A 17,853-nucleotide genomic window follows, 5' to 3' on the forward strand; every position below is an offset into this window, starting at 1 on the left:
GCTACTCGGCTCACGCTCAGTGGAAGTTTCGCCCCTTCACCCGGATCGCATCCAGATGCAGGTCTGGGATGAAGATGTCGCGCGGCTGGGGAGCCTGGGGCGGGTTTCCTTCCCGTTGCGCGGGCGGCCCCTCATCACCCCGTCCTTGCGGGAGAGGAAACGCCGCCCCGTGTGTTTCGACGCTGGCGAGTTCCCGCGATAGATCCTCGATCCGATGCACCACAAAATGGACCACCTCGCCCTCGCGCTGGATGCGGCCTTGCACGCCGATCATGCTGGCACCAAGCACGATGCGCCGGTGCGCCTCGAAGACCTTTGCCCAGACCACGAGGTTGGCGACGCCTGTCTCGTCCTCCAGCGTGATGAACATCACCCCCTTGGCTGACCCCGGCCGCTGACGCACCAGAACCAGGCCTGCGGTCGCGCACCAGCGGCGATCCCGGCTGGCCATGGCCTCGGCGCAGGTGATGATCTTCCGCTCCTTCAGATTTTCCCGCAAGAACGAGACCGGGTGCCGGCGCAAGCTGAGGCCGGTATGGCCGTAGTCCTCGACCACCTCGCGACCCCGCGTCATCAGCCGGAGTGCAACGGTTGGTTCCTGAGCTTCCGCTTCGGCATCGTCGTTTAACTCCCCTGAGGCCTTCGTCTCTAGGTCCGTATCTGCCTCGGCCTCCTCCTGTCTCTTCCGCTCCGACGCTTCCTGTGCCGCGGCAAAAAGCGGCAGTTCCTCCGGCCCAAGCCCCTTGATGGCCCAAAGCGCCTCACGGCGGCTGAGCCCGAGCGAGGGCCGGAACCCGTCGGCCTCAGCAATGCGGGTGAGGCTAGCCATCGGCACACGAACCCGGCGCCACAGATCCTCGACCGAGGCAAAGGGCTGATCGCCCCGCGCCGCGACAATGGCTGCGGCATGGCTGTTGGCCAGTCCCTTGGTCATCCTCAGGCCGAGACGCACTGCAAAGCGGCTGCCCTCGTCCTCGGGCCGTCCGGTGGGCTCCAGCGTGCAGTCCCAGCGGGAAGCGTTGACGCAGATGGGCCGGATCTCGACGCCGTGCTCCTGCGCGTCCCTGACGATTTGCGCGGGGGCATAGAAGCCCATCGGCTGGCTGTTCAGGAGCGCCGCACAGAAGGCGTCGGGGTGCCAGCACTTCAGCCAGGCCGACGCATAGGCGACGAGCGCGAAGCTGGCCGCATGGCTTTCGGGAAAGCCGTAGGAGCCGAAGCCTTCAAGCTGGCGGAAAGTGCGCTCGGCGAAGTGGGGATCGTAGCCACGTTGGACCATGCCCGAGACCAGCTTGTCCTTGAAGGCAGACACCCCGCCGGTGAACTTGAAGGTGGCCATGGACTTCCGGAGCATGTCGGCCTCGCCGGGGGTGAAGCCCGCGCATTCGATGGCGACCCGCATGGCCTGTTCCTGAAAGAGCGAAACGCCCAGGGTCTTGCCCAGCACCTTCTCGAGTTCGGGGGTGGGATACTCCACCGGCTCCAGGCCCTCGCGCCGTCGCAGATAGGGATGGACCATGTCGCCCTGGATCGGGCCGGGACGGACGATCGCCACCTGCACCACCAGGTCATAGTAGGTCCGCGGCTTCATGCGGGGCAGCATGGCCATCTGCGCCCGGCTCTCGATCTGGAAGGTGCCCAAGGTATCGGCCTTCCTGATCATCGCATAGGTGCGCGGGTCCTCGGGCGGGATGGTGGCGAGGTCATAGCGGACACCCTTGTGCGCCTCGATGAGTGCCAATCCCTTGGCCATGCAGGTGAGCATGCCGAGTGCCAGCACATCGACCTTCATGAAGCGCAGCGCATCGATGTCGTCCTTGTCCCATTCGATGATCTGCCGGTCCTCCATGGCGGCGGGCTCGATGGGCACCAGATCGTCCAGCCGATCCTGGGTCAGGACAAACCCGCCCGGATGCTGCGACAGGTGCCGGGGAAAGCCCATGAGCTGGCGGGCCAACTCCAGCGTCAGCCGCAAGCGCCGATCGGAGGGATCGAGGTTCAGCTCCCTGATCTGCGCCTCGCTGACGCCCTCCTCGGACCAGGCCCAGATCTGGCCGGAGAGGGTCTGGATCAGGTCCTCGGGCAGACCCATGGCCTTGCCGACGTCACGCAGCGCCCCCTTGGCGCGGTAACGGATCACCGTGGCACAGAGGGCGGCGCGATCACGGCCGTAGGTGTCATAGACCCACTGGATCACCTCCTCGCGGCGCTCGTGCTCGAAGTCGACGTCGATGTCCGGCGGCTCATGGCGTTCCTCGGACACGAAGCGCTCGAAGAGAAGATCATTGCGGCCCGGATCGATGGCGGTGATGCCCAGCACATAGCAGACGGCGGAGTTCGCTGCCGAGCCGCGGCCTTGGCAGAGAATGCCGCGGGAGCGGGCAAAGCGGACAATGCTGTGGACGGTCAGGAAGTAGGGGGCATAGGCAAGCTTGCCGATCAGGCGCAGTTCGTGAGCCAGCGACGCCTTTACCTCATCCGGCACGCCTTCGGGATAACGCTCCGCCGCGCCCTCCCAGGTCAGCCGCTCCAAGGTCTCCTGCGGGGTGAGGGTCGGATCGTCCCGCTCCTCGGGATACTGGTAGCGCAGCTCATCGAGCGAGAAGCGGCATCGGTCCACGATCTCCCTTGTCCGCGCCAGAGCCTCCGGGTAGCGCGAGAAGAGCCGGTGCATCTCGGCGGGCGGCTTCAGATACCGGTCCGCATGGCGCTCGCGGCGAAAGCCGAGGACCTCGACTGTCACATTGTGGCGGATGGCGGTGACCACGTCTTGCAGGATGCGGCGGGAGGGTTCGTGATAGAGCACGTCATTGGTGACGACCGTCGGCACCCGCAGCTGCGCAGCCATTGTCGACAGCTCATGCAGCCGCAGCTGGTCATTGGGACGGCGGCGCAGGGTGAGGGCCAGATAGGCGCGGTCACCGAAGACATCGCGCAGCCGGCGCAGGCGCAGCGCACAGGTGTCATCGGCCAGATCCGGCACCAGCACCGCGATGAGGCCCTCGGCATGCTCGGCGACATCGGACCACTCAAGATGGCACTTGCCCTTGCCGGCGCGGGACTTGCCAAGGGTGAGCAAGCGGCAGAGACGGCCATAACCCGCCCGGTCCATGGGATAGACCAGCAGCGCCATGCCGCAGGCGAGATCAAGCCTGCAGCCGACCACTAGCCGCACACCCGTAGCCTTGGCGGCCTCCCAGGCCCGGACAATGCCAGAAAGCGTGTTGCGGTCGGTCACGGCCAGAGCCTCGATCCCCATCATCGCCGCCGTGGCGAACAACTCCTCGGCCGAGGAAGCACCGCGCAGGAAAGAGAAGGGCGAGGTCACCTGCAACTCGGCATAGCGCGGCCCGGTCATCCGATGACACCGTTCATCCGAACACCCCGTGCAGGAACCAGCGGTGGCTGCCGGTCTCGCTGTTCTCGCCGTCGCCGGCGCGAAACACCCAGTAGCGCTCGCCGGCCTCATCCTCGATGCGGAAGTAGTCGCGCACCGCAATCATCTCGGCATCACGCTTCCACCATTCGCCGAAGACCCGCTCGGGTCCATCGGCACGGGCGACCTTGCGGCGGATGCCGCGCCAGGCGATCCAGACAGGCGGATGGTCCGGCAGCAGCGCCAGGGTCTCGATCAGCTCCGGCCGGGGCAGCAGACGCGTGGGTCGCGGCCAGTGATCGGGCCAGCCGGCGCCCACAGGATCGGACAAGGGCGCGACGCGGATGACGGAGCGCTCTGGCACATCGCTGGCGACGGGCGCCATGCGGTAGACGCCGCGGGCGCCGACGCGGTTGGCCAGCACATCGACCAGACCGGAGAGATCCGGGGCAGGGGCCTCCAGGAGCGAGCTGGCCACCTGCCGGGATTCCAAAGGTTCCGCCATGACCGCCGTCAGCGACAGGATCTCGATGCCGAAGCCCGGCGAGATGGTCTCGATCTTCTCGCAGAGAAGCCGGGTCAGCAGCTGCGGATCGCGCTGCGGCTTGGCCAACCCCACCCGCACCGTCTGCACATGGGCATCGACCCGCCAGCAGAGCAGATCAAGCCTGCGGGCCCCGAGGCCGCGCTCCTCCAGGGCCGCGCAAAGCTGCACCACCAGCTTGCCGATGTAGCGGGCGATGGTCTCGGCGGCGGCAATGGGTTCAGCGAAGGCGCGACGAACCTCCACAAGCTCCGACGGGCGCAGCGGCTCGATCGGCTCCGACGCATGACCCAGGGCCTGATCCAGCCTGCGGCAGAGGTCGGGGCCGAAGCGTCGGGTCAGCGGCGCACGGGGTTGATGGAGAAGATCGCCGATGCAGACAAAGCCCAGGGTGCGGAGGCTCGCGAGCGTCGCGGGCGGCAGCCGCAGGGCCGAGAGGGGCAGGGGGCTCAGCAGTGCCTCGGCCGTGCCCGGCTCCGCCACATGCATTGGCGCTGCGACATGGCGGGCCAAGGCATGAGCGGCGCCCCAGGTGTCGGCAATGGCGGCTCGTGCCGTGACGCCCGACATGACCAGCCGACCGATCAGGGTCTCCAGGAGGGCGTCCTCGCCGCCATGCAGGTGATCGGCACCGGTGGAGTCGATCACCATCCCATCGGGCGGATCGACCGCCACGATCGGCGAGACCCGCTGCAGGACCCAGAGCGCCAGCCGTTCCAGCGACGCTGCATCGGCCTGGGGATTATGGGGCAATACCTGCAGCCCCGGCACCATCGCCTGCGCCTTGCTCACCGGCATGCCGACCGAGAGTCCCAGCTCCTGGGCCACAGCACAAGCCGCTGTCACCAACCTGCGGCTGCCGACGCGGCCAGCGAGCACCAGCGGCCGCGCGTCCGAGCCAGATATTCCCTCAGGCGCCGACCGCCTGAGCCGGTCGATCGGCCAAAGCGGCAGGGTGACCGAGATGACCCGTGCCATCACACGCCTCCAGTTCGATATCGAGACTTTCCCCCGCCCGTGCCCGGATCAGCTCGATGAGCCAGCGGGCCCGGCCGAGACCGGGAACGGGCAAGGGAGCGGACGGCAGGACCGAGATGCGCCAGCGGGTCATGGCCGCAGTCGGCAGCCCGAAGTCATAGGCCTCCTGCTGACGCCGCCAGCGGCGCAGCGCGATGCCGGTGGTGCCCGAACCCTTCGCCGCCAGATGCAGCCGGCGCGAAGCGGTCATCGAAAGGCGCGCCACATCGGCCACGACCGCGCCAAGACCGCCATGGCGCAAGCCTTCCTCCATGCAGGCCAGCACCGAGACATCATCTCCGGCCTCGACATAGATCACCCGGTCGGGACCCAGGCCCGCCTGCTCCAGCCCTGGCGCAAAGAGATCAGCCTGCGTCACGCACCAGAGCACCTGTCCCGGAAGACGGGCGGCAATGCCCGCTGCAAAGCAGGAAGCCGCCGCCCCGTCCACCGCACCGTTGCCGCCGCCCGCCACCTCATGCAGGCAGCCGAGCGCCAGACCGCCACCGGGCAGGCGGCGGTCCAGTTCCGGCACACCGAAGGGTAGCGCACCACGCGCCGCTGCACTCTCGCCCTCCATGGCTGCGATCTGCTCGCGCAGGGCAGCGATGGCTGGGTTGAAGGACCGGGCAGGCATGAGAAAGGACGCTCCAGTGAAGCAATGGCAGACGAACAGGCATTGTTCCTGTTTTGTTCCCTAAAGCACCGGGGTGTCAACAGGATGCCGCAGAATGATCTGGGGATATTTCGCGGGTTCTGCCGCGTTATACTGTCGTGATCAGCAGAGCCGACGATGTGCAACCTCTACAACCTGACCACCAACCAGCAGGCGATCCGCGATCTGGCGCAGGCAATGACGGACAGCCTCGGCAACCTCGAGCCGCACCTCGATGTCTATCCCGATCGTCCCGCGCCGGTGGTGCGCAACACCGCTGAGGGGCGTGAACTGTCCCGGCTGACATGGGGCATGCCCACCCCGCCGCAGTTCCTGAAGGCAAAGGATGCGCCCGATACCGGTGTCACCAACATCCGCAACACCTGGAGTCCGCATTGGCGCCGCTGGCTGGGCGTCGAGAACCGCTGCCTGGTGCCGGCCACCGCCTTCTCGGAATACGGGCAGAAGCCAGACCGGCAACAAAGCGCTAGCCGCTGCACTGGTTCGCCTTGGACGCGAGCCGGCCGCTGTTCTTCTTCGCGGGCATCTTGACGTCGTGGCGAGGGGTCCGCGGCTCGATGAAGACCCCGCGCCCGGGCGAGCATCAGTTCTTCGCCTTTCTGACCTGCGAGCCGAATAGGGTGGTGGGCAAGGTTCATCCCAAGGCCATGCCGGTAATCCTGACAACCGAGGACGAGATGGAGATGTGGATGACGGCAGAGTGGTCGCAGGCCCAGGCGCTGCAGCGGCCGCTGGCCGATGAGGAGCTGATCGTGCTACCAGAAAAAGCTCCTAACGAACCGCAGGGACGGCTTCTTTGAGATGGGGCAGGGCAGGGGGGTGCGGATCGCCACCTACAACATCAATGGCATCAATGGTCGGCTGGAGACGCTGCTGTCCTGGCTGGCTGAGACGCAGCCAGATATCGTCTGCCTGCAGGAGCTGAAGGCGCCGCAGGCGAAGTTCCCGGAACGGCAGCTGGCCGATGCCGGCTATGGCTCCGTTTGGCACGGCCAGAGCCGCTGGAACGGCGTGGCGATCCTGTCGCGCGGCAGCGAGCCGGTGCTGACGCGCCGCGGCTTGCCCCGGGACCCCGATCCGAGCCAGAGCCGCTATATCGAGGCGGCGGTGAATGGCCTGCTAGTGGGCTGCCTTTATTCCCCCAATGGCAATCCTGCACCGGGTCCGAAATGGGACTATAAGCTCGGATGGCTAAAGCAGCTCACCGCCCATGCAAAACAGCTGCTCGCACTGAACGTGCCGGTGATCCTTGCCGGAGACTACAACATCACTCCGACCGAGCGCGATGTCTATAACCCCGATCGCTGGCGCGATGACGCCCTGTTTCTGCCAGACGTCCGAAAGGCTTATGCGTCCCTTCTGAAACAGGGTTGGTGTGATGCCATTGCGGAGATCCATCCCGGCATGCCCGTTTATACCTTCTGGGATTATCTGCGGCAGGCCTGGGAGCGGAATGCCGGACTGAGGCTTGATCACCTGCTGCTCTCTCCCGGTTTGGCAGCAAGGCTCAAAGACGCCGGTGTTGATCAGGTTATGCGCGGCCGGCCGAAAGCCAGCGATCATGCGCCGGTTTGGATTGTGCTCGACATGAAGTGATCCGATTTCTCTCTGAAGATCAAACCTGCCCTGCAGATTGGAGGCTTTCCTATCGGGGATTGTTTCTGTATTGCGACAGGCAATTAAGGAGACCGTCATGGACATCACTTACAACGAGCTGTCGCTTGAGCAGCTGAAAGAGATCAACAAGAAATCCGCAGCCGCCATTGCTGATTTCGAAAACCGTCGGAAAAAAGATGCCATCCAGAAGGCGACCGAGATCGCCAAGGCTGCGGGCTTTGCCTCGCTTGAAGACATGCTGGCCGCTCAGCCCGCCAAGCAAAAGGTCGAGCCGAAATACCGCCATCCCGAAAACCCAGACCTGACCTGGAGCGGTCGCGGCCGAAAGCCCGGCTGGATTGCCGAAGCCCTGGAAGCCGGAAAGTCGCTCGACGATTTCGCAATCTAAGGACACTGATAACCCCCGCAATCGGGGGTTATTTTTTGGCTAAGGCGCGCGCCTTAGCCTGCATCCGGTTTATGGATTCAGCCACACCTGTTGTTGCTTGGGAGACCGTTGGATGGGAGACAAATGCTTGGGACCCACGAGCAATCGCACTTTCACCTCGATAGGTTTGCTTCGCCGCTTGAGTTGTAGTCTTTATCGCTGAGGCCGCGTTTCTAGCGCCCCCCACATACGACCCGACACTTCTTCCGGCCATGAGACCAACAGCCGCCAAGCCCATCATCTGCATGTTTCCAGACACGGAACTGACAAGAGAGGGAAGAAGGGCCATGCAGAGCAGGATCAGGATCATCAGGACAATGAACGGTACAAAGGCCCCGATGCTGGCGAAGTTGGAGGTTCCGATGCGGTCCACTAGGTCGGTCCCCATGGAGATCATGATCGAGAAGATCGAGGCGATGAACAGGGGGTAAAGAGACCAACTGACGCAGGCCGACACCCACCGCTCGAAGAAGCCCTTTGTGGCTTCAAACAAGGTCAGGGCAATGACAATCGGCGCGAGACCCAGAAGCACGGTGATGACCACCTTCGGGAAGAGAATCAGCACGGCCGCTACTGCCGATATGGTGCCAATCAGCAGGAGGCAGATCCCGGAGACAATGGCGGTCACAAACCACCCACCCATTTCCGCAGCGATGTTCGTGGCCGCAACCGTGAACTTGTCCATCATGTCGTCGATGGCGGTGGCGAAGCCATCGGCGATCGTCGGCCCGCTCAGGCCGTCTCCGCTCGATGCCAGAATGCCGCCAGCCGTGGCCTCGATGGCTTTCTGGATGCCGCCCGCTACAGCCCAGAACTGGTTCCAGTTCCAGGCAAAGATACCGATCAGGGCCAGCTTGATCATCAGGCTCAAAGCGTGGCCCCAGGTCATGGGAAGCAGTTGCAGCATCATGTTGATGCCGACCAGGGCGACAGCCAGAACCGCCATATACCCGACGAGCGTGCCGGAGGCTTCCACCAGTCCCAGGAATGTCGATCTGGCGGCATTGGTCAGGAAGGACTCGGCTGAACCCACGATCAGTTGGACAGCGGACATGTCAGCGCCCTCGCCATGCTTTGCAAATATCCAGCGACTGTTTCAGGGTGTCGCCTGCCTCCCGGCCAACCTGACTCGCAATTTTGAATACTCCATCGCGGTCCTTGCCAGCCGTCAGCTCCTCATACTGCCGTTCGGCTTCGTCCCATGACGGAAACTCAACCTCGCAGGGGCAGGAGTTTGTCTCGATGATCGCCTGCTGGCGGCCGATGTTGTAGAGATCCTTCAAGAGCAAAGATCGCCGCGCCTCGGCGGGTGGCAGATCATCCGCCCATTTCGGCAGCGCAGGCATGACGCAGCCATGCCGCGACCTCTTTTCGCCGGTTTGAGGTTCGGACAGGTCCGGCATCGTGAAGTCCAAGACGTCGCGTTCAGCCTGGGCCGCTTCCGCCATTTTCCCTGTATCCGGGAACGGCGACGGATCAGCGCGAAGCACGTTGGTCATCACCACCGCCCCGGCGATCATGCCAACGGCTGCCGACGCTGCACCAAGCAGCATCGCGTTGCGGTCGAACATGGGGTGCCTCTCCTTCGTCGGAATTGTCAGGGATGTGAAATTCGAGAACGCCGCGATCACCCCCGGCGCGGCCGGTCTGGATCACCACGTCGATGGAACTGCCGATGTAGCGCAGCGTGTCCGTGTAGGTTAGCGGCAGGTCCGCCTTCAGCGCCATGATGGCGAGCTTTGCCAAGGCGAGCTTCGGCGTTTCGGCATGGATCGTCGTCATCGAACCGCCATGGCCGGTGTTGATGGCCTCGATAAAGGTCATGGCTTCCTTGCCGCGCACCTCGCCCACGACCAGCCGGTCAGGCCGCATGCGAAGGCAGGAGGTGAGAAGAACATCCGGCGAGCGGGTCCAGCTGTCGCGGTCCGCAATCAGCGTCACGACATTGGGCTGCGCAGGCACCAGCTCTGCCGCGTCCTCAATGGTGATCAGCCGCTCACTGTTGGGGACATAGGAGAGCATCTTGCGGGCAAAGACGGTCTTTCCGCTGTCTGTCGCCCCCGCGATCAGGGCATTCATCTTGTGCCTGACGATGAAGGCCATGGCCGCGTCGATCTGGCCGGAGGCCGCAAGCGTCTTCAGTTCGCGCTTCATGTCGGCGCGGGCCGCGTCCACCAAATATTCCCGGCCATGGAGGTATTTGACCGTGATCTGGTCGAGGGGCAGGGTGGAAAAGAAGCGCAGCGAGATCGCCGCGCCCGTCGAGACGGCCGGGGCCGTGACCACCTGGGCGCGGATGGGCCGCCCCTTGTAGATCACGGAGGTGGAAATGATCGGGGCCTCCTTGCCGATGGTCAGCCGCCCGGCACTGGCGATGCGACGGCCAAGATCGTCTATCTCCATCGCGCTCATGGGCGCGCGTTCGACCGGCTGCATGGCCGCATCGCCGTGCTGGAGGGACCAGATGCGCCCGTCCGGGTTGATGGCGATTTCCACAAGGGCAGGGCTGTGGATGACAGCTCCAATCGCCGCCAGAGCTTCGTCGAGATAGCTGCCGTGGCTCATGTCATCCATGCTCAGAATATCTCCAAATCGCGGTCCACCATCACTGTGACGCGGGTGCCTTGGGCCACAGTGATCGTCGGCGGGATCGAGATGTATTTCCCGATGGCCGCGTCCGTTGCGCCGCCGAGAGCATCCGCCACGCCCGTCGCAGCATCCGAGCCGCCTGTCGAGATCGTCACGCCACCGCCGCTGTCTTCATCTTCCAGAAGCGAAGGAATGGCAGAGATCGTGGAAATCAGCGCCGCCGCCCCGAACCGTTTGAAGAAGTGGCTGTTGACCTTGCCGGTCGTGCCCGAGCGGCCAAGCGCGTCACCGCCGAAGGAACTGATCTGCACCGACTGATTGTCGGGCATGATGATGCGTTCCCACGCGACCAGAAGCCGGTTCTGCCCGGTGTCCACATCCGCCGAATAGCTGCCGATCAGCTTCGAGCCACGCGGAATGAGGATGCGCGCCCCGTCATAGCTGACCACATCGATTGTCACCACGCCCCGGATCGGTCCTTCAAGGGTCGAGTCGATGGCGGTTTCCAGAACCGCCTGGATCATCGTGCCTTGCGTGACGGTGTTGGCCGGGTTGACGATGATTTCCGCGCGCTGCACGGGCACCGGGCGTCCGGCATTGCGCACAAAGGCAGCGTCATCGCTGAGTTTCGCTGCCTGCTGCGCGGCGGCCGCATCACCCAAGCCTGCGGCCTCCGCAAAGACCCCTCCGGGACCATCGCCGCCGCCGATCGCGATCATCGAGGATTGCAGGCGCTGCTGTTCCAGTTGCGCGGCTTCTTCCGCGGCCTGCCGCCGCTGCGCCAAAAGATCATCGTCGCTGCCCGGCACGAAGCCCCCACCTCCGCCTTGCAGGCGCAGCATGTCCATTTCATTGTTCAGGCCAGCAATCTGCAAATCGCGGTCGCTCAGCATGTTCTGAAGCTCGCGCTCGCGATTTTCCGCTTGCTGGCGAAGTTCCTCCAACTCGCCCTGCAGGGTGGCAAGGGCCTCGTTCTCGCCGTCCGATGCCGGGCTTTCAGCCTCGGGTGCGGGCTTGGACAAGGCATCGACTTGCGCCTGAAGGCTTCGGATCAACTCGATGATTTCCGAATTGTCGGGGGCCGGAACCGGGTCCGGCACAGCCTCCACCACGGCTGCGGGTTCAGGCGCGGGTTCCTCGCGCTGCGGCCGGTCCATGTCCCCAAAGCCGCTGCCTTCCGGCTGGAACTCCTGGGCCTGTCTCACGGGAAGAACCGTCTCGCCTTCCGGTTGGCTATAAACATAGACCGCACCGGCCAGAACGGCTGCGCCGCCGAGAGCCAGGGCCAGCTTGGCCGCACCGGGCTTGGCTGCCCGTCCGGTTCCATCCGTTCCGGCCTCCTGATCGTTCAGGGAGGCGAGCCGCTGACGAAGATCGTTGTTTGCCCCATCGCTCATTTCACCAACCTTACGGCTTTCATCATCCCCACGGTGGACTCGACCTTGCCCAAGCGCAGCACCCAGAAGGGGCTTGTGCCCGTCACCCGCACCACGCCGTCAGGCATGGTCTGCGAGTTGACCGTGACCTCCTGTCCGGCCGTGACCTTGAAGATCGCGGGCAGCTCGCCGTTGCGGCGGAATTTGAAGTAGGTGAAGGCCCCATCATCCCAGACCTGCGTGGGCGTCGTGCCGTTCACCACGTTTCCACCATAGTCATGATTGGCAGGCCCACGGGCGATCTGCCGGTTGGCAGGCGTCGTACCCCCCGAGCCGCGCGGATAGGTAAAGCGGACCACCGAAAACTGCGCGGAGGACGACTCCGAGACCTCGAAGTAATATTGCCGCTTGTTGGTATAGACGTTGATGTTGGTGGCAGCGCCGCTGGTCGTGGGCTTCATCACGAAGGCGCTGCCGCCCGGCACCGCGTCAAAGTTGAAGCTGACGGTATCGCCCGCAATGACAGAGGTGATCTGTTCATCCGGGCCAAACTCCACGGACGTGACCCGGCCCATCTGCGTCTGGATGCGGTAAACCTGTCCATCGACCCATTGGGCATAGCGGACACGGGCATCGAGATTTCCGGCGCGGGGCGTGACTTCAGCCCAAGCTGCGGAGACACCCATGCTGGCAGCAGCCAGGGCTGCAACAAAACCAAGAGCGCGTTTCATTGGACCTCCAACCGGTCAGACGTGATGGCATATTCGTAGACACTGAAGCCAAAGGGGTTCGTCCAAACCTCATCGAGAGGCCGGGCCTCGGTGGTCTCGTAGCGGAACGCCAGGGTGGCGCTGAACAGGCCCTCGGTGATGCCCCCATCATCGGCCAGGCGCTTGCGCAGCCGGACCTGGGCGCGATCCTCGGTGATCAGCGTGACCGACAGGATCTCCACATCCATCCGGGCGCGGGGTCCGTATTTCCGTTCGGGATAGTCCGGGTTTTCCGAGGACCAGAGGCTGCGCATCGAGGCAAGTGCCGCGCCGGATGAACGGTCGATGACTGAGCGGACCCGCACATCATTGTCGAGTTGATTGAAGGTCTCGCGGTCGCGCACATAGGAATGGACAAGCGACTGAACGACCGCATCCCGGTGATCGAGGGATATGGCTTGCAGGTTCGCGGTCGGCAGCGCCATGCCGCTCGATGGATCAAACGGCACGAGGACCGGGGCAGGGGTTTCATGACTGGCCGCGACCACGGCTGCCATGAGGCAACCAAGGGCGCCAAAGCCCCAACCGGCTATGCCGAACTTCTGCCAGAACGCGCCACGGCGGCGTTCCCCATAGATCAGTTCTTCCTCCGTTTCGCTGACCATCTTCGGAGCGACGGATGCGGCTTTCGCCTCCATGTTTTTCTTGAGATCGAACATCGGGCCTTACCTCAGGTCCGGGATTTGGAAGTCGAGCATTTCCTGTTCCTGCGCCCAGGCACTCGCCTGCGACACATCCGACATGCCCATCCCATAGCTCTGCATGGCGAGAAGCTGGTTGTTCAGGATCAGCTCCTTGACCGCCTCGCCCATCATTCGGGTGTTGAGATCGATCGCCTCCTTGATGCCGGTCTGTTCCGGGATCTCGGCCACAAGCGTATCGAGGCGCTGAAGACTGACAAAGGTTTCGCGCTGCGCGGTATCGGCGGTCGCCGCCACCAAGGCCCCTGTCGTGGCCTGTGTCGCCGCCCGCTTTTCCGCCACGCTGCCGCTCTTGCCCATGGTCTCGACGCGGGCAGGATCGAGGCCCGCCTTGGTCATGGTCGATTTGGCATTGGTCTGGATCGCCGTGCGATAGCCCGAGGACACGCCCGACCAATCGCCCGCGCTTGCCGATCCAGCGGCTTGCAGGATGCTGGTCATCTTGGGGTCAAGAACCGTGTCGAGGCCGCCGCCCATCAAAAGGCCCTGAATATCGGCCTTGCCGGTCAGGACGGCATAGATGCCCTCCAGCTCCGCCGTCTGCCTTTGCAATTCGGCCAGTTGATCGACAAGGTGATCCAGCATGTCGGATTGGATGCCGAAGTCTTCGAGCATCCGCTTGATCTGCGTGATCTGCTGGGTGATCGACTGCGTGTCGATGGTCGGCACGCCCTGGGCAAAACCGGATGACGTGACCGCCAGCGTCGAGGTCACGCACAAACCTGCACCGAGAAATAGACTGGTGATGGTGTTTCGCATCACAACCTCCCTTGGAAATCCATAAATCTGCGTTCCTGGGCAAAGGCCGCTGCCGCAGCCACCGCCTCGGCCGAAAGCGGCTTGGAACGGGTCGCGATCAGCCGGGTCCGAATGACCAGAAGCCGGGCAAACTCCGCCCGCACAAAGCTGTTCAGAGCCATCGCCTCGGCCGCGTTTTCCGTCTTGTCGAGCCGCGACATGGCCTCTTCGAGCCGGGCCATCGCCAACCCCATGTCCTGCCCGGCCTCGTCGGCATATTGCGCGACGGCACCGCCGATCATCGCCTTCTCGGCATTCGCCAGATAGGAGGCCTCGATGGAGCCGATCTGGTCTGCCGCCCCGAGCTTTGCCATGTATTCGCGGTATTTGGCGGGAATGACTTGGACGTATTTCCGGGTTTCCGCGAAGGGCGGCACGCCACCATGCTTGCGGACATTGCCCGCCCCCGCGTTGTAGGCGGCCAGTGCCAGGATCATGTCGCCGTCAAAGGCATTGAGTTGCTGCGCCAGATAGCGCGCGCCGCCCTCTGCCTGAATGTAGGGATCGGAGCGATAGGTGGACCGGATGCCCAGGTCGCCGGCGGTGTCGGGCATGATCTGGGTCAGGCCATAAGCCCCGACCGGCGACTCCGCATGAGGGTTGAAGCGGCTTTCCTGCCAGATCATCGCCTGCACCCAACACCGCCACTGGATCAGCGACAGGCCCGCTTTCTGAAGATGATGCGTGTCCCTGGCCGCGCGGATGATGATCTGCTCGACGTTTTCCCGACCCTCGCCAAAAAGCTGCTCCGCCGCCGCGCTGTTGTCCGTGGCATAGACCGCCTGCTTTCCATCCCCGGCCGCTTCAAGGTCCGCGATCATGGCAGCGGCCCCTGCGCCGCCACCCGGCAGGATCATTCCGCCCGACACATCACCCAGGGTCTCAACCTGCTGGCGATCTGCCTCAAGCCTCTTGCGCGCTTCCTCCGCCTTCTGCCGTTGCAGCGCCAGGTCAGCTTCCATCTGCGCGGTAATCTCGGCTTCCTTGGCATTCTTGACCGGATCAAAGACCGGAACACCCTGCGCCAGCGACGTGCTGGACAGCATCAGCGCCACCAGCGGCACCGCTGCCGCCAACGGCCAAGTAAACAGCCGGTCAGGGCTGCGCATAAGGACCGTCCTCGACCGCGTTTTCATAAAAGCCGACCTTGCGAACGGCATCCTGCCGCGCCTCGCCCCACAGTTCAGGCAGGGGCCGCAGATCGCAGGTCAGATCGCCCCGCGCGGTGAAGCATTTACTCTTGATGGGCTGTGACTGCGTGCCTGCGCAGGCCGACAGGGCAAGGGAGGCAAAGAGCGCCAGGAGGACAGGGTTACGCATCATCAAATCCTTTCCAGAAATCAGGCCGTGTCCGGTAATCCGCCCCCACCAGGGCCTCACCCGCCTTCATGCCGCCGAGGATGGTCAGGAGCGGGCCGAGGGCTGACAAATCGGTGTCGATCACATGCGAGCCGTCATCGGACCGCAGCAGGGCCACGCGCGAGCCGGGGTTCACCCCCATGAGGATTTCCAGCTCTTTTTGGTTGAGATTGAGGCCGTCATAATCGCTGATGCTGGCTTCCTTGTTCGGGAGCAGCATCTTCGTGGGCAGAGCCTGCAGCAGCGTGCGTCCATGCGCCGAGGCGTTCAGCTGGTGCGCAAACTGCGTCATCATCACGACCACGGTGTTTTGCTTGCGCGCCGTGACGAGCCAGTTCTCGATCCGGCCCGCGAAATAGCTGTTGTCGAGCGCCTTCCACGCTTCATCGATGACGATGATGGTCGGGCGCTTGTCCTCGATCTTCCGCTCGATGCGGCGGAAGATATAGGACAGGACCGCCATGCGGGCCTTCTGATTGTCGGTATCGAGAATATCGGTCAGATCAAACCCGACAAACTGGCCGTCGAGGGAGAAGCTGTCCTCGACCTCGTGGCCGAAGATCCAGCCGAAGCGGTGGCCCGCTGTCCATTCATTCAGCCGATCGGCAAGCGCGCCCCCGTCATGGGTTGAGCCCACCAATTGCGCAAACTCGGACCAGGTCCGCAGACGCGGATTGCGCGCAGCCGCATTCTGGCGCACGGCATGGCGCACGGCGCGCGACTGTTCGGGCTGGAGCGGGCCGTGGCCGCTTTCCATCAGGTGAATAAGCCAGTCGCTCAGCCATTCCTGTCCAACCGTGTCGGTTTCCGTCCAGAGCGGATTGAGGCCCGTGCGCTCGCCTGCCTTCAGCTCGGAATAGGTGCCGCCAAGCGCGCGGACCGCCATTTCCATGCCGCGGCGATAATCGAAGACAAAGACCCGAGCGCCGACCCGCTGCGCCTGTGCTGCCAGAAATGCGGCCTGCACCGATTTGCCCGACCCCATGCGGCCAAGGATAAGCGTATGGCCGTTGGAGGGTTCTTTCTGCGGATCGCCTTCCTCGTGGAAGTTGAAGCGGTAGGCGCTGCGCGTGATGGTCGGAAACCAGGTGATGGTGGTGCCCCAAGGCACCCGTGAGCCGGGCTTGCCCATAGCGGCGCGATGCAGCGCGGCCATGTCGGCAAACTGTTCGTTGGTGATCGCGCCTTCCCGGATGCGGAAGGCCCGGTTGCAGGGATGCTGGCCAAAATAGACCGTCCGCGCGGTATAGCCTTGAGAGATCAGCTTCACGCCCGCCGTGACGGCGATGTTGCGGATCATCGAACTGATGCGGCCAAGCTCTTCTTCGCTGTCTGCATAAACCGCGACCGCCATCTGATGCTGCCCGAAGGTGATCTCCCCCGAGGCCAGCCGGTTCTGACCATTCTGCAGGGCAAGAATCAGGTTTTCGGCCTTGTCGTTGATCGCGTCACGGCGGCGCAATTCGCGGGCGACCCGCTCTTCCATGACGCTGTTGTTGACCGGCACGAAGTAGTTGGAGACCACCATATCAACCGGCAGGTCCAATTCATCGAACATGGTGACGAAGGACTCGCGGGGATATTCCTTGATCGAGTAGATGGTGCCGACCCGATCCGGCAGGCTGCCGCCGCTCAGGTAGATCTTGTCGCCCTTGAAGGTGACCCGGGTGTTCGAGACGGTTTCCGCAACGGTGCGATCAAGGGCCGTGTGGAAGGTCGGAACCTCGATGCCCGTGTTAATGCTTTCCAGAAAGCCAAGCAGCTCACCGCTCTCAGCCGTCAGCACACGCGGCTCCATTCCAGACAGGGCCGAGCAGAGAAACGAGACAACCTCGCTCAGTCGGGACACCTGGGCGCTGATCTGGCCCCCCAGCAGCGCGCGTGATTTCTGGATGCTGAACGGGATCTTCGAGAGCACGTCCGGCCGCTTGATGACCGTGATCGTGATTGTGTGTTCGCGCAGGTTCGCGCGGCCCATGTAGCCTTGCCAACGCCGGTCGATCTGCGCCGCCATGCTGTCGCCGTTCACAGGCGGCAGGCTGGTGTCGATGCGGCGGGATACCTTGTGGACCGTGTAGGCAAACTTGTCGCCGGTCTGGGCGATAATGCTGGCAAAAATGTCCTTGGCGCGATCCAGCAGCTCATCGGCCACGGTCAGACTGTTCAACCCGCTGACCCGGATGCACTGGAAGAACTCGTTGCCCTTGGTGCGGATGGTTCGATCATTTACCAGAGAGACATAGGGCAGCATGGAGGCCACCGATTGTTCCTTGCGCACCCATGAAGGCAGCACGTCGAAGGCGGCTGGCCCGAGCCGAGGGTTATGGTTCATAGCTGTCAGCACCCCAGAGGTCTTTGTTTCTGGTCCGGCGGGTCTGACGGCTGACAACAGTGACCACATCGAAGAAATGAGGGTCCCATTCCGCAGCCAACCAGAAGGCCGGATAGGCAAGGGCCGAGAAGAGAAGCGTCCAGAAACTCTCGGCCCACACAAAGGCTAGGACGGACCCTGCCATCCAGATTACGGCATAGAACATCGGCAGGCCCATGAGACGAGGCGGGCGGATGAGACCGAGGAAAAGCAGGGACCGTCTGACCATGGG

Annotated in this window: 18 protein-coding genes; 4 read left to right on the plus strand and 14 right to left on the minus strand. The window is 63.7% G+C overall.

Annotated features, from left to right (window positions below):
• Positions 1–16: 16 nt before the first annotated feature.
• Genes OU682_RS15000 through OU682_RS15010 form a run of 3 tightly spaced genes read right to left on the minus strand, consistent with a single transcriptional unit; the run spans position 17 to position 5,574 of the window.
• A complete protein-coding gene (locus OU682_RS15000; protein WP_268942979.1) occupies positions 17–3,358 on the minus strand; it encodes an error-prone DNA polymerase in 3,342 nt (1,113 codons plus the stop codon).
• Positions 3,359–3,371: 13 nt separating this feature from the next.
• Positions 3,372–4,898, minus strand: coding sequence for a Y-family DNA polymerase (locus tag OU682_RS15005; RefSeq protein ID WP_268942980.1), 1,527 nt, complete (start codon positions 4,896–4,898; stop codon positions 3,372–3,374).
• Complete coding sequence (locus tag OU682_RS15010) at positions 4,831–5,574, minus strand: ImuA family protein (RefSeq protein WP_268942981.1); 744 nt, start codon at positions 5,572–5,574, stop codon at positions 4,831–4,833. Before OU682_RS15010 ends, OU682_RS15005 begins: the two co-directional genes overlap by 68 nt.
• A 156-nt stretch (positions 5,575–5,730) precedes the next feature.
• Between OU682_RS15010 and OU682_RS15015 the strand changes: the two genes are divergently transcribed.
• Genes OU682_RS15015 through OU682_RS15030 form a run of 4 tightly spaced genes read left to right on the plus strand, consistent with a single transcriptional unit; the run spans position 5,731 to position 7,618 of the window.
• Positions 5,731–6,144 carry an SOS response-associated peptidase family protein gene (locus tag OU682_RS15015; RefSeq protein WP_268942982.1) on the plus strand — a complete coding sequence of 138 codons (414 nt, stop codon included), beginning with the start codon at positions 5,731–5,733 and terminating at the stop codon, positions 6,142–6,144.
• Complete coding sequence (locus OU682_RS15020) at positions 6,141–6,413, plus strand: SOS response-associated peptidase family protein (protein ID WP_268943008.1); 273 nt, start codon at positions 6,141–6,143, stop codon at positions 6,411–6,413. Before OU682_RS15015 ends, OU682_RS15020 begins: the two co-directional genes overlap by 4 nt.
• Before the next feature lie 19 nt (positions 6,414–6,432).
• The gene (locus OU682_RS15025; RefSeq protein ID WP_268942983.1) at positions 6,433–7,209 is read left to right on the plus strand and encodes an exodeoxyribonuclease III; all 777 of its coding nucleotides are present in this window, start codon (positions 6,433–6,435) and stop codon (positions 7,207–7,209) included.
• Positions 7,210–7,246: 37 nt separating this feature from the next.
• Positions 7,247–7,618 carry an H-NS histone family protein gene (locus OU682_RS15030; RefSeq protein WP_329609813.1) on the plus strand — a complete coding sequence of 124 codons (372 nt, stop codon included), beginning with the start codon at positions 7,247–7,249 and terminating at the stop codon, positions 7,616–7,618.
• Between the two features lie 28 nt (positions 7,619–7,646).
• Here the strand turns inward: OU682_RS15030 and OU682_RS15035 are convergent, their stop codons facing one another.
• From OU682_RS15035 to OU682_RS15085, 11 genes are read right to left on the minus strand one after another with little or no spacing between them, the layout of a single operon-like run.
• Positions 7,647–8,711 (minus strand): TrbL/VirB6 family protein, encoded by a 1,065-nt coding sequence (locus OU682_RS15035; RefSeq protein ID WP_268942984.1) that lies wholly within the window; start codon positions 8,709–8,711, stop codon positions 7,647–7,649.
• Between the two features lies 1 nt (position 8,712).
• The gene (locus OU682_RS15040; protein WP_268942985.1) at positions 8,713–9,228 is read right to left on the minus strand and encodes a hypothetical protein; all 516 of its coding nucleotides are present in this window, start codon (positions 9,226–9,228) and stop codon (positions 8,713–8,715) included.
• Positions 9,134–10,222, minus strand: a complete 1,089-nt coding sequence (locus OU682_RS15045; RefSeq protein ID WP_268942986.1) for an ATPase, T2SS/T4P/T4SS family — start codon at positions 10,220–10,222, stop codon at positions 9,134–9,136. Before OU682_RS15045 ends, OU682_RS15040 begins: the two co-directional genes overlap by 95 nt.
• A gap of 11 nt (positions 10,223–10,233) precedes the next feature.
• Positions 10,234–11,643 (minus strand): TraB/TrbI/VirB10 family type IV secretion system protein, encoded by a 1,410-nt coding sequence (locus OU682_RS15050; protein ID WP_268942987.1) that lies wholly within the window; start codon positions 11,641–11,643, stop codon positions 10,234–10,236.
• On the minus strand, positions 11,640–12,353 hold the full coding sequence (locus tag OU682_RS15055) for a TrbG/VirB9 family P-type conjugative transfer protein (RefSeq protein ID WP_221831515.1): 714 nt from the start codon (positions 12,351–12,353) through the stop codon (positions 11,640–11,642). Before OU682_RS15055 ends, OU682_RS15050 begins: the two co-directional genes overlap by 4 nt.
• Positions 12,350–12,997 (minus strand): VirB8 family type IV secretion system protein, encoded by a 648-nt coding sequence (locus OU682_RS15060; RefSeq protein ID WP_130992265.1) that lies wholly within the window; start codon positions 12,995–12,997, stop codon positions 12,350–12,352. The genes OU682_RS15055 and OU682_RS15060 overlap by 4 nt, the downstream gene beginning before the upstream one ends.
• Before the next feature lie 60 nt (positions 12,998–13,057).
• A complete protein-coding gene (locus tag OU682_RS15065; protein WP_268942988.1) occupies positions 13,058–13,852 on the minus strand; it encodes a type IV secretion system protein in 795 nt (264 codons plus the stop codon).
• Positions 13,852–15,000, minus strand: coding sequence for a lytic transglycosylase domain-containing protein (locus OU682_RS15070; RefSeq protein WP_268942989.1), 1,149 nt, complete (start codon positions 14,998–15,000; stop codon positions 13,852–13,854). The genes OU682_RS15065 and OU682_RS15070 overlap by 1 nt, the downstream gene beginning before the upstream one ends.
• Entirely contained in the window at positions 14,987–15,211 is a 225-nt protein-coding gene (locus OU682_RS15075) for a hypothetical protein (protein ID WP_268942990.1), read from the minus strand. Before OU682_RS15075 ends, OU682_RS15070 begins: the two co-directional genes overlap by 14 nt.
• Positions 15,204–17,582 carry a VirB4 family type IV secretion system protein gene (locus OU682_RS15080; protein ID WP_371832256.1) on the minus strand — a complete coding sequence of 793 codons (2,379 nt, stop codon included), beginning with the start codon at positions 17,580–17,582 and terminating at the stop codon, positions 15,204–15,206. The genes OU682_RS15075 and OU682_RS15080 overlap by 8 nt, the downstream gene beginning before the upstream one ends.
• Complete coding sequence (locus tag OU682_RS15085) at positions 17,572–17,850, minus strand: VirB3 family type IV secretion system protein (protein WP_268942991.1); 279 nt, start codon at positions 17,848–17,850, stop codon at positions 17,572–17,574. The genes OU682_RS15080 and OU682_RS15085 overlap by 11 nt, the downstream gene beginning before the upstream one ends.
• Between the last annotated feature and the right edge of the window lie 3 nt (positions 17,851–17,853).

Source organism: Paracoccus benzoatiresistens (assembly GCF_026913015.1).
Classification (GTDB): Bacteria; Pseudomonadota; Alphaproteobacteria; order Rhodobacterales; family Rhodobacteraceae; genus Paracoccus; species Paracoccus benzoatiresistens.

Coding starts and splice junctions, on each gene's coding strand:
- OU682_RS15075 (WP_268942990.1), bottom strand. CDS start 15,211: ATGCGTAACCCTGTCCTCCTGGCGCTCTTTGCCTCCCTTGCCCTGTCG.
- OU682_RS15060 (WP_130992265.1), bottom strand. CDS start 12,997: ATGGTCAGCGAAACGGAGGAAGAACTGATCTATGGGGAACGCCGCCGT.
- OU682_RS15000 (WP_268942979.1), bottom strand. CDS start 3,358: ATGACCGGGCCGCGCTATGCCGAGTTGCAGGTGACCTCGCCCTTCTCT.
- OU682_RS15005 (WP_268942980.1), bottom strand. CDS start 4,898: ATGGCACGGGTCATCTCGGTCACCCTGCCGCTTTGGCCGATCGACCGG.
- OU682_RS15035 (WP_268942984.1), bottom strand. CDS start 8,711: ATGTCCGCTGTCCAACTGATCGTGGGTTCAGCCGAGTCCTTCCTGACC.
- OU682_RS15085 (WP_268942991.1), bottom strand. CDS start 17,850: ATGGTCAGACGGTCCCTGCTTTTCCTCGGTCTCATCCGCCCGCCTCGT.
- OU682_RS15065 (WP_268942988.1), bottom strand. CDS start 13,852: ATGCGAAACACCATCACCAGTCTATTTCTCGGTGCAGGTTTGTGCGTG.
- OU682_RS15045 (WP_268942986.1), bottom strand. CDS start 10,222: ATGAGCCACGGCAGCTATCTCGACGAAGCTCTGGCGGCGATTGGAGCT.
- OU682_RS15055 (WP_221831515.1), bottom strand. CDS start 12,353: ATGAAACGCGCTCTTGGTTTTGTTGCAGCCCTGGCTGCTGCCAGCATG.
- OU682_RS15010 (WP_268942981.1), bottom strand. CDS start 5,574: ATGCCTGCCCGGTCCTTCAACCCAGCCATCGCTGCCCTGCGCGAGCAG.
- OU682_RS15050 (WP_268942987.1), bottom strand. CDS start 11,643: ATGAGCGATGGGGCAAACAACGATCTTCGTCAGCGGCTCGCCTCCCTG.
- OU682_RS15040 (WP_268942985.1), bottom strand. CDS start 9,228: ATGTTCGACCGCAACGCGATGCTGCTTGGTGCAGCGTCGGCAGCCGTT.
- OU682_RS15070 (WP_268942989.1), bottom strand. CDS start 15,000: ATGCGCAGCCCTGACCGGCTGTTTACTTGGCCGTTGGCGGCAGCGGTG.
- OU682_RS15080 (WP_371832256.1), bottom strand. CDS start 17,582: ATGAACCATAACCCTCGGCTCGGGCCAGCCGCCTTCGACGTGCTGCCT.
- OU682_RS15015 (WP_268942982.1), top strand. CDS start 5,731: ATGTGCAACCTCTACAACCTGACCACCAACCAGCAGGCGATCCGCGAT.